The sequence below is a fragment of the Bacillus sp. FSL K6-6038 genome, from assembly GCF_038050455.1.
GTDB lineage: Bacteria > Bacillota > Bacilli > Bacillales > Bacillaceae_G > Bacillus_A > Bacillus_A pseudomycoides.
Map to the genome: position 1 here is coordinate 2,389,449 of NZ_JBBOUH010000001.1, position 12,162 is coordinate 2,401,610.

General features: G+C 39.6%; 6 protein-coding genes. All 6 read left to right on the forward strand.

The features are described from left to right. The first annotated feature begins 143 nt into the window (after nucleotides 1–143). From NSQ40_RS12305 to NSQ40_RS12330, 6 genes are read left to right on the forward strand one after another with little or no spacing between them, the layout of a single operon-like run. Nucleotides 144–929 (forward strand): 2,3-dihydro-2,3-dihydroxybenzoate dehydrogenase, encoded by a 786-nt coding sequence (locus NSQ40_RS12305; protein ID WP_003197614.1) that lies wholly within the window; start codon nucleotides 144–146, stop codon nucleotides 927–929. Nucleotides 930–954: 25 nt separating this feature from the next. Beyond that, on the forward strand, nucleotides 955–2,172 hold the full coding sequence (gene dhbC, locus NSQ40_RS12310) for an isochorismate synthase DhbC (RefSeq protein ID WP_003197616.1): 1,218 nt from the start codon (nucleotides 955–957) through the stop codon (nucleotides 2,170–2,172). A gap of 18 nt (nucleotides 2,173–2,190) precedes the next feature. Then, on the forward strand, nucleotides 2,191–3,807 hold the full coding sequence (locus NSQ40_RS12315; RefSeq protein ID WP_033797493.1) for a (2,3-dihydroxybenzoyl)adenylate synthase: 1,617 nt from the start codon (nucleotides 2,191–2,193) through the stop codon (nucleotides 3,805–3,807). A gap of 46 nt (nucleotides 3,808–3,853) precedes the next feature. Then, the gene (locus tag NSQ40_RS12320; RefSeq protein WP_097787366.1) at nucleotides 3,854–4,774 is read left to right on the forward strand and encodes an isochorismatase; all 921 of its coding nucleotides are present in this window, start codon (nucleotides 3,854–3,856) and stop codon (nucleotides 4,772–4,774) included. Nucleotides 4,775–4,788: 14 nt separating this feature from the next. Then, nucleotides 4,789–11,943 (forward strand): non-ribosomal peptide synthetase, encoded by a 7,155-nt coding sequence (locus NSQ40_RS12325; RefSeq protein WP_258248445.1) that lies wholly within the window; start codon nucleotides 4,789–4,791, stop codon nucleotides 11,941–11,943. After that, a complete protein-coding gene (locus NSQ40_RS12330) occupies nucleotides 11,940–12,161 on the forward strand; it encodes an MbtH family protein (protein ID WP_016114820.1) in 222 nt (73 codons plus the stop codon). The genes NSQ40_RS12325 and NSQ40_RS12330 overlap by 4 nt, the downstream gene beginning before the upstream one ends. Nucleotide 12,162 lies beyond the last annotated feature (1 nt).

Genomic DNA, 12,162 nt, shown 5'->3' on the forward strand with positions numbered 1-12,162 from the left:
TGATTATCAATATCATTATTAGTTGGTGATGTTTGTTTAAATATTTTCTTTGCACAGATTAATTAGGTTAACTTTATTAATCTGCAATTGAGAATATACAAGATAAACTAGATCGATTCGTTGTAAGGAAAGGAATTGAGAATATGGATTTTGGGGAATTTGATGGGAAGATTGCATTAGTTACTGGTGCAGCACAAGGAATTGGAGAGACTGTAGCGAACATGCTTGCGGAAAGAGGGGCAAAAGTTGCAGCGGTTGATAAGAATATTTTAGAACTCAATAAGCTTTCAGATTATCATGCAACAAGAGGCAGCTCTTTGAAAGTATTCGCTTTAGATGTGAGTGATAGTTCCGCAGTGGAAAATACAGTAAATCAGATTGAGGATACAATGGGGCAAATTGATATTTTAGTTAATGTTGCTGGTGTTTTGAAGATGAATGCAATTCACTCTTTAAGTGATGAAGATTGGGACAAGACTTTTTCTGTAAATGCTACAGGGGTGTTTTATGTATCTAGATCAGTAAGTAAACGTATGAGGTCACGTAAATCTGGTGCGATTGTAACTGTAGGGTCAAATGCTGCCAGTGTACCTAGAATGGAAATGGCTGCGTATGTAGCATCGAAAGCTGCTGCAACGATGTTTACAAAATGTCTTGGTCTTGAGCTTGCAGAATATAATATTCGCTGTAATTTAGTTTCTCCTGGTTCAACTGAGACAGAGATGCAGAGGTTACTTTGGATAGATGAAAATGGGGCTGAAAAAATTATTGCAGGCTCACAAGATACATATAGATTAGGAATTCCATTAAAAAAAATAGCAACGCCTTCAGAGATTGCTGAAGCAGTTCTATTTTTAGCGTCAGATAAAGCAAGCCATATTACGATGCATAATCTATGCATTGATGGCGGCGCTACTTTAGGAATCTAAATTACATATAGGGGGCTTTAAAATAATGAATCATACAACTGCTTTAAAGGAGTTAGCGACAAAATTACTAGATGACTATAGAGCTGGATCTTCATTCTTTTTTGCTTCACCGTATCGTACAATACTTGCCGAAGGAACATTTGCAACGGTGAAACATAGTCAGGCAGAAAATGTTCCTGAGCTAGTTCGTGCTGTATTAAGCAATGCGAAACAAGCTGGCCATCCTAATCCAATTGTTGTAGGAGCACTGCCTTTTGATCGTACAAAATCGGTACAGCTCGTTGTACCTCGGGAGAGCAGGCTAGCAGATCGTCTGCAATTTGATTTTACAGATCGAATCCAGCAATCACCTGCACTTACATATGAAATGAATCCTATTCCGTCATCTTCAGAATATATGCGTGGTGTAGAGCAAGGAGTAGCTAAAATAAAGAGCGGTGACCTAAAGAAAATCGTTCTATCTAGATCGTTGGATTTGAAATCTCCAGAAAAGGTTGACATTCAAAAACTACTTTGTGATTTAGCGCAGCACAATAAACAGGGGTATACGTTTGCGGTAGATTTACCGAAGAGTGAAGAAATAGAGAATTGTGATGCTTCACCAAAGCGTAGTCATACACTCATAGGAGCGAGTCCAGAGTTACTTGTCTCACGGAGTGGAATGCAGATCATTTCTAATCCGCTTGCAGGCTCTAGACCTCGAAGTAAAGACCCTGAAGAAGATAAGAGACGAGCAGATGAGTTGCTTTCTTCAGCTAAAGATTTACATGAACATGCTGTTGTTGTTGAAGCAGTAGCTGCGGCGCTTCGTCCGTACTGTCGTACATTGCATGTTCCGGAAAAACCATCATTAATAAATAGTGAAGCAATGTGGCATTTATCTACTGAAGTAAAAGGAGAATTACTAGACGCATCAGTGTCTGCATTAGAATTAGCACTTGCGCTTCATCCTACACCAGCAGTTTGTGGAACTCCGACAGAAAAAGCTCGAGAGGCTATTAACGAAATTGAACCGTTTGATCGAGAATTTTTCACGGGAATGCTTGGTTGGAGTGATCTGAATGGTGACGGTGAATGGATTGTTACGATTCGTTGTGCGGAAGTTGAAGGGAATTCCCTTCGTTTATTCGCAGGAGCTGGTATTGTTGCGGAGTCAAAACCTGAAGATGAGCTAGCTGAAACATCGGCTAAGTTTCGTACAATGCTTCGGGCTATGGGATTAAATGATGAATCTTTGAAATAGAAGTTAGGGGGATAAATGATGTTAACAGGATGCCAGGAGTGGCCAAAGGAATTTGCAAATCGATATAAAGAAGAGGGGTGCTGGCGCGGAGAGACCTTTGGAGAGATGCTGCGAGAACGTGCGATGAAACATGGTGACCAGATTGCAGTGACAAGTGGCGAAAAACACTTAAGCTATAGTGAACTGGATAAAAGAGTAGATCAATTAGCTGCAGGATTTCTAAATTTAGGAATTAAACAAACGGATCGAGTAGTTCTTCATTTACCAAATATTACGGAGTTTTTCGAAGTCTGCTTTGCGCTTTTTCGAATTGGTGCAGTTCCAGTTTTTGCTTTGCCGTCACACCGAAGTAGTGAAATAAGCTATTTTTGTGAATTTGCTGAAGCAACTGCTTATATTATTTCTGATAAACAGCTTGGATTCGACTATCGAAAACTTGCAAGAGAAATAAAAGAAAAAGTTCCAACGTTGCAACATGTAATTGTTGTAGGAGAGGCGGAGGAATTTGTAGGAATTCGTGATCTTTATATGAATCCGGTCAATCTGCCAGAAGTAAAATCTAGCGATGTAGCTTTCTTGCAATTATCAGGCGGAACAACAGGATTATCTAAATTAATTCCCAGAACACATGATGACTATATTTATAGTTTAAGAGTGAGTGCTCAAATTTGTAAATTGGATCAAGATAGTGTGTATCTTGCTGTGCTTCCAGTTGCACATAACTATCCGCTTAGTTCGCCGGGGACTCTTGGGACGTTATATGCCGGAGGGCGGATTGTTCTAGCTTCTGGGGGAAGTCCAGATGAAGCGTTCTCTCTTATTGAGAAGGAACGTGTCACAATTACAGCACTTGTGCCCCCCCTTGCAATGGTATGGCTTGACGCAATAGCTTCACGCAATAATGATCTATCTAGCCTGCAAGTTTTACAGGTAGGCGGTGCAAAGTTTAGCGCGGAAGTGGCCAAGCGTATACGCCCGGCATTCGGTTGTACATTGCAACAAGTTTTTGGTATGGCCGAAGGGTTAGTGAATTATACGAGACTTGATGATGCAGAAGATATCATTATTCATACGCAAGGAAGACCAATGTCAGAGTTTGATGAAGTTCGTGTAGTTGATGAATATGATAATGACGTAGAGACAGGTCAAGTGGGGAGTTTATTAACTCGTGGACCATATACAATCCGTGGATACTATAAAGCTGAAGAACATAACGCTAAATCCTTTACTTCGGATGGTTTTTACCGCACAGGCGATCTTGTCAAAATAAATGAGCAAGGTTATTTAGTGGTTGAAGGACGCGATAAGGATCAGATTAATCGTGGTGGAGAGAAAGTTGCGGCTGAAGAAGTTGAAAATCATCTGTTAGCTCATGCAGCGGTACACGATGTTGCAATAGTATCTATGCCAGACGATTATTTAGGTGAACGTACTTGTGCTTTCGTTATAGCTCGCGGGGAAACACCGACTGTAGTGCATTTGAAAATGTTTTTAAGAGATCGAGGAATTGCGGCATATAAAATTCCAGATCGAATTGAATTTATAGACTCGTTTCCACAGACTGGTGTCGGAAAAGTGAGTAAGAAAGAATTACGGAAGGCAATTGCTGAAAAACTTAAATCTACCATGAAGTAATAAATGACAAATAAATATTCTTAACAATTCGAAAGGAAGTGATTAGATGGCTATTCCAGCTATCTCAGTATACCCAATGCCATTAGAGTTAGATTTACCAAATAATAAAGTAACGTGGAAGCCAGATCCGAAACGTGCTGTTCTTCTTATTCATGACATGCAAGAGTATTTTCTTGATGCATATCATGTAGAGGAATCACCAAGAGTAGAACTGATTTCAAATATTCAATCTATCAGAAAAACATGTAAGGAAATTGGTGTTCCTGTCGTTTATACTGCACAACCAGGTGGACAAACGCCAGAGCAAAGAGGATTATTGCAAGATTTTTGGGGGGCTGGTATTCCTGATGGGCCTCACAAGAAGAAAATTGTAGATGAGCTCACTCCTGATGAGGATGATATTTTCCTTACAAAATGGAGATATAGTGCTTTTAAGAAAACAAATCTTCTAGAGATTTTACGTGAACATGGGCGTGATCAGCTTATTATTTGTGGGGTTTATGCACATATTGGATGTCTTTTAACGGCATGCGAAGCATTTATGGATGGGATACAACCATTCTTCGTCGCTGATGCGGTTGCTGATTTTTCACAAGAACATCATAAACAAGCTTTGCAGTACGCATCTGATCGATGTGCAGTAACTATAATAACGAATTTATTATTAAAAGATTTACAAAGTTTAAAAGAAACGTCTGCAGCAGAAGAAAATACAGGATTCACATTACAATCGGTACGTGAACAAGTTGCTGAATTGCTTCGTGAATTACCAGCAGATATTGGAGATAACGAAGATTTATTAAATAGAGGGCTTGACTCAGTTAGAATTATGAGTTTAGTAGAGAAATGGCGCCAAATAGGTGTAGAAGTTACATTCGCAGATTTGGCTGAGCGTCCAACAATTTATGACTGGTTTAATTTGGTGTCCTCTCAAGAGGAAAAGGTGCTATCAAATACAGATAGATAAAGGGGTAAATACGAATGTCTCATTGTCAAAAGGTTCGTCATTCATTGTCAGGTGCGCAAACGGGTATGTGGTTTGCGCAGCAACTTGATCCAAAAAATCCAATTTATAATACGGGTGAATACATAGAAATACATGGTTCAGTTGATGTGAAAACATTTGAATTAGCTGTGCGTAAAGTTGTAATGGAAGCTGAATCTTTACATGTTCACTTTGAAGAAGATGCGAAAGGGCCATGGCAAGTTATCGATGATTCACCTGAATTTCATATGCATATTATTGATGTTAGTACTGAAGAAAATCCCCAAAAAGCCGCTGAAGCGTGGATGCAAGTGGATTTATCTACGCCAGTGAATCTGAAAAAGGACAAGCTGTATACGGAGGCGCTTTTTAAAGTCGCTTCCAATCGTTTCTTCTGGTATCAGCGCATCCATCACATTGTGATGGATGGATACGGATTTTCTTTACTTGCGCAAAGAGTAGCAAGAGTATATACGGCATTCATGAATAATCAATCGTATGATGAGAGATCATTTGGTTCTTTATATACCATTTTAGAGGAGGATGCTGCGTATCGTGCATCGGAGCAATTTGAGAAAGATCATAGCTTTTGGTTAGAACGGTTCCAAGATCAACCAGAAGTAGTAAGTTTAGCGGAACGTGCTCCTAGAACATCGAAGACATTTCTTCGCCAGCCAGCACATTTGTCTCGTTTAAGTACAGAATCTTTGCGGAAGGTTGCACATGATTGTAATGCGAATTGGCCGGATCTTATCATAGCTGCAACTGCGATTTATATACATAAATTAACAAGTGCACAGGATATAGTTCTAGGTTTACCGATGATGGGACGTTTAGGATCAGCATCGATCAATATCCCTGGCATGGTCATGAATGTAGTCCCGCTCCGCTTGTCTATAAGCTCTAATATGAGTCTTGCTGAGGTTGTCGGGCAGGTTTCTAATGAGGTTCTTGATATTCGTTTTCATCATAAGTATCGTCATGAAGAATTACGCCGAGATCTTAAATTATTGGGAGAAAATCAAAGGTTATTTGGTCCAATGATTAATGTGATGCCATTTGACTATGCCTTGAGTTTTGCAGGAAATCATGGGGTTAAACATAATCTTTCGGCAGGACCGGTTGATGATCTTTCAATAAATGTGTCAAACGAGTTTGACGGAAAGGGCTTAAGGATTCATTTTGATGCAAACCCTGAAGTATATAGATTAGAAGAGTTAATAAATCATAAAAAAAGATTTGTGAATCTTCTGGAAGATATATCGGATCTTCAGGTAGATTCACCGATTGGAAAACTGGAACTCTTACTTCATGAGGAACGCAAGCATTTAGTAGAGTGGAATCAAACAATGAAAGAAAGTTCATTCGTAAGTGTACCTGCTCTCATTGAAAAACAAGTAAGTAAATCTCCTGATTCTATTGCTGTCATATGTGATGGAATAGAACTTACTTATAAAGAATTAAATGAACAAGTAAATCAACTTGCTCATTTCTTGTTAGAACGAGGAGTTCAATCTAAGGAATTTGTAGCGTTAGCATTTCCAAGATCTGTAGAGATGGTTATCGGAATGTTAGCAGTTCTTAAGACAGGAGCAGCATATTTACCAATCGACCCAGAATATCCAGAGGATCGAATTACGTATATATTAAGCGATGCTAAGCCTGCTTGTATCCTAACACATTCTTCTGTTTTAGGTGATTTACCGAATGGGGATCATATAACAAGAGTTGTGCTTGATAATCAGGATACAAAAGAAGAGTTAAGAGGATACCAGAAAAATAACCTAGATTCATTTGATGGAGAAGCACCCTTAAATCCTGCGTATACAATTTATACTTCGGGGTCAACAGGTAAGCCAAAAGGTGTCGTTGTGCCGATGCAAAGCTTAAGCAACTTTTTATTGGCGATGCAAGATCAATTCTCATTACATGTAAATGATCGTTTGTTGGCTGTTACAACCTTTGCGTTTGATATTTCAGCTTTAGAAATTTATTTACCACTTATTAGTGGAGCAAGCGTTCAAATTGCCCAAAAAGAAGCAGTTCAAGATTCTTCAGCATTAACAGAAATCATTCAAAAGGAAAACATCACAATTATGCAAGCTACACCAACACTTTGGCATGCGCTTGTAACAGATTATCCAGAAAGATTAATAGGACTTAAAGTTCTTGTTGGTGGTGAGGCGCTTCCATCGAATCTAGCGTCTCGGTTAAAAGAATTAAATTGTCATGTTACAAATCTTTATGGACCAACTGAAACAACAATTTGGTCAACTTTCATGGATATGAATGAAGAAGAGAGTGGTACACCTTCTATTGGAAGACCAATTTGGAATACTGAAGTATATGTACTAGATGCAGGTTTACAACCTGTACCACCTGGAGTGGTGGGAGAATTATATATTGCTGGTACGGGGCTTGCCAATGGATATTTAGGAAGACCAGAATTAACAGCTGAACGATTTGTTGCTAATCCATTTGGGAAACTTGGTACACGAATGTACCGTACGGGCGATCTTGTTAAATGGCGTAAGGATGGTTCGTTAGATTATGTGAGTCGTGCAGATCATCAAATTAAGATTCATGGATTCCGTATCGAGTTATCTGAAGTGGAAACTGTATTATCTCAGCACCCTCATGTTGAGCAAGTCGTTGTAATCGTTCGAGAAGATCGACCTGGCGATAAACGTTTGGTTGCTTACATTGTACCTGATGCTGATGGAAATCTTGACCTTGCAGAAATTCGAACATATGCAGGAGGGAGCCTACCAGGTTATATGATACCGTCAGCAATTATGATGATGTCTGAATTGCCATTGACACCGAACGGAAAGATTAATCGGAAAGTGTTACCAGCACCTGACTTCAATTTACTTGTTAGTGAACGCGTAGCTAGAAATCCACAAGAAGAAATTTTATGTGATTTATTTGCGGAAGTGCTTAGCATAGCGCGAATTGGAATCGATGATAACTTCTTTGAAATAGGCGGACATTCTCTGTTAGCTTCCCGGTTAATGGGACGTATTCGTGAAACATTAGGTGTGGAATTAGGCATTGGAAAACTATTTGAATCACCTACAGTCGCTGAACTTGCTAAACAATTAGATAGCACACAGAGTGCAAGGTCAGCTATTCAGAAAGTAGAGCGTCCAAGAGAAGTTCCTCTTTCTTTTGCACAGCGTCGTTTATGGTTCTTGAATTGTTTAGAAGGTCCAAGCCCAACTTACAATATTCCAGTAGTCATTCGAATGTCTGGTGAATTAAATCGAGAAGCTTTACAAGCTGCATTTTATGATATCGTCGATCGACATGAGACACTTCGAACTATTTTTCCTAACATGCTTGGTACGTCACATCAGCAAATTTTGGAGACAAATGAGGCAAATCCTACTTTAATTGTTACGCAGACTACTGATTCAGAATTACCTAAAGTACTTGCTGAAGCTGTAAGATATAGCTTTAATCTTGCAGAAGAGCCAGCTATCCGTATGGAGCTTTTTGAAATAAATCCGGATGAACATGTGTTACTTGTATTATTGCATCATATTGTAGGGGATGGATGGTCATTAAACCCATTGTCAAGAGACATAGCAACTGCGTATCAAGCACATTGTAAAGGTGGATCAGTTCAGTGGAAGTCACTGCCAGTACAGTATGCCGATTATGCCCTTTGGCAACAAGAACTATTAGGAAATGAGAGTGCACAAGATAGTCTCATTTCACAACAAATTGAGTTTTGGAAAGAAGAATTGAAGGGGTTACCAGCCCAACTTGAGTTACCTACAGATTATCAACGTCCTGTGGAAACGAGCTATTGCGGAGAAACGATAGATTTTCATGTGAATCCAGAGTTACATGAACGATTATTAGAGCTTGCTCGTAAAAATGGTGTTAGTTTGTTTATGATCCTACAATCCGGACTTGCTGCATTACTTACACGATTAGGGGCTGGAACGGATATTCCAATAGGTAGTCCAATTGCTGGGCGTAGTGATGATGCGCTTGGAGATATTGTCGGATTGTTCGTAAATACACTCGTTTTACGTACAGATACGTCTGGAGATCCTAGCTTTAGTGAACTGTTAAGCAGGGTGCGTAAAGTTAACCTTTCAGCATATGAACATCAAGATGTTCCATTTGAAAGACTTGTTGAAGTGTTGAACCCTGTGCGTTCGAGAAATAGTCATCCACTATTCCAAATTATGTTAGCTTTTCAAAATACACCAGAGGCTACACTTGATATACCGAATCTAGAAACGCATCTTGAGATTAAGAGTGTTGGTTCTTCGAAGTTTGATATGACGATAGAAATAAGTGAACGTAGTACGTCTGAAGGTCAGCCAAATGGATTACATGGTTTACTTGAATTTAGTACAGATTTATTTAAGCGTGAGACAGCTCAGAAACTTGTGAGTCGTTTCATTCATTTATTAGAAGACGCAGTAGAAGATCCAGAACAACCTATTGGGCGTTTGGAAATTTTGGACGAAGAAGAGCGTCAAACAGTACTTGAAAAATGGAATGGCGGCTTTCAAATTGCGCCTGAAATGACCTTACCGGAATTATTTGAGAAACAAGTTCGCTTAACGCCAGATGCAACCGCTGTCGTATTTGAGGACACTACGCTAACTTATGAAGAGTTAAATAAGAGATCGAATAAACTTGCACGTCTGTTAATTGAAAAAGGAGTAGGTCCAGAGCAAATGGTTGCTTTAGCGATACCAAGATCTGTTGATATGGTTGTGAGTTTGTTAGCAGTTTTGAAAGCGGGGGCAGGATATTTACCGCTAGATCCTGATTATCCATCGGATCGAATTTCATTCATGCTAAGTGATGCTAAGCCTGTCTGTATGATTACGAACACACAAGTGACAATAGAGAGTGCAGAGACCGTAACGATTGTAGTAGACGATTTCAAAATAATGGAGACATTAAACAAATATGGTGAAGAGAATATAGAAAATGTGGAACGAATACAGCCACTATCACCTGTACACATCGCTTATGTAATTTATACATCAGGTTCAACAGGAAGACCAAAAGGTGTAATGATTCCTCATCAGAATGTTATAAGGCTGCTTGGGGCAACTGACCATTGGTTCCAATTTGATTCAGAAGATGTTTGGACAATGTTCCATTCTTATGCTTTTGATTTTTCAGTTTGGGAAATTTGGGGGCCGCTATTGTATGGGGGACGTCTTGTTGTCGTACCACACACTGTGAGTCGTTCACCTAGAGAATTTTTAAATCTGCTTGTCCAGGAAAAGGTAACAGTTTTAAATCAGACACCATCAGCATTTTATCAACTTATGCAAGCAGATCGCGAAAATGTTGAATTAGGGCAGAAGCTTTCCTTACGATATGTCGTTTTTGGCGGAGAAGCACTGGAATTAAGTCGTCTAGAAGATTGGTATAGTCGTCATCCAGAAAATTCGCCTAAGCTTATTAATATGTATGGTATTACAGAAACAACTGTACATGTAAGCTATATCGAGCTGGATCAAAATATTGTATCTTTACGAGCAAACAGCTTAATAGGATGTAGTATACCAGATCTTAAAGTATACGTATTAGATAATTACTTACAACCTGTACCACCAGGAGTGGTAGGAGAAATGTATGTTGCAGGAGCAGGGCTTGCTCGTGGGTATTTAGGTCGTGCAGGGTTAACTGCGGAACGATTTATAGCAGATCCATACGGGAAACCTGGTACTCGAATGTATCGTACAGGAGATTTGGCGCGTTGGTGTCAAGATGGCACATTAGACTATATCGGTCGTGCAGACCATCAAATTAAGATTCGAGGTTTCCGAATTGAACTTGGCGAAATTGAAGCCGTTATTATGCAGCACTCTCATGTTGAACAAGTAGCTGTCATTGTACGTGAAGATCAGCCTGGTGATAAGCGATTAGTTTCCTATATTGTTTCGACAGAACATGTAAACATTGATACAGCTGAAATGCGCCAATATGTAGGACTTAGTCTACCTGATTATATGGTACCATATGCTTTCGTTATGATAAGTGAATTACCTTTAACTCCAAATGGTAAGTTAGATCGTAAAGCATTACCAGCACCTGAATTCATGGTATCTACGATAAGCCGAGGACCAAGAACACCAAAAGAGGAAATTTTATGTGATTTATTTACAGAGGTTTTGAATTTACCTCGAATTGGCATTGATGATGGTTTCTTTGATCTTGGCGGTCATTCCTTACTTGCTGTGCAGTTAATGAGCCGGATCAGGGAAGCGCTAGGAGTAGAGTTAAGTATTGGTAGCTTATTTGCGGTACCGACAGTTGCAGGGCTTGCTGAAATACTTGAGATGGGGACGAGCCAAAGTGCGCTAGATGTAATCTTGCCATTAAGAACAAGCGGTGAAGAGTTACCTATGTTCTGTGTACATCCAGCAGGTGGACTTAGCTGGTGTTATGCAGGATTAATGAAGTCTTTAGGAAGCAATCATCCAATTTATGGTGTACAGGCACGCGGCATTGCAAAAAGTGAAGAACTTCCAAAATCATTAGACGAAATGGCTGCTGACTATCTTGAGCACATTCGTGAGATACAGCCACATGGGCCGTACAGGTTGTTAGGTTGGTCTCTCGGAGGAAACGTTGTTCATGCAATGGCAACTCATTTGCAAAATCAAGGAGAAGAAGTTGAACTGCTTGTTATGTTGGATTCTTATCCCGGTCACTTTTTACCAAATACAGAAGCGCCTAGTGAGGAAGAAGCGCTTATTGCCCTACTTGCATTAGGAGGATACGATCCAGATAACATGGATGGAAAACCACTTGATATGGCAAACGCTATTGATATACTTCGCAGGGATGGCAGTGCATTAGCGAGTCTGGAAGAGGAAACAATTTTGAACTTGAAAGAAACATACGTAAATTCTGTTGGTCTTTTAGGAAAGTATGTTCCAAAACAATTTCATGGAAACCTTGTATTCTTTAGATCAACAATCATACCAGAATGGTTTGATCCAATTTCTCCAGATACATGGCTTAGTTATATAGATGGGGAAATTGAACAATATGATATTGATTGCCGACATAAAGATTTATGTCAGCCAGGACCACTTACAGAAATCGGACAAGTATTAGCTAGTAGACAGCAAGCGATGAAAGGGGTAAATAAAGTATGACGAATCCATTTGAAAACGATAACTTTATGTATAAAGTGTTAGTAAATAAGGAAGGCCAGCATTCTGTCTGGCCAGCCTTTCTCGATGTACCAGCCGGGTGGGATGTTGTTCATGAACAAGATAGTAGACAAGCTTGTCTTGCGTATATCGAATTACACTGGAGTGATATGCAGCCAAAGAGTCTTCACTCACTTGAGTGCGTTTCAGTAGGGGAGTAGT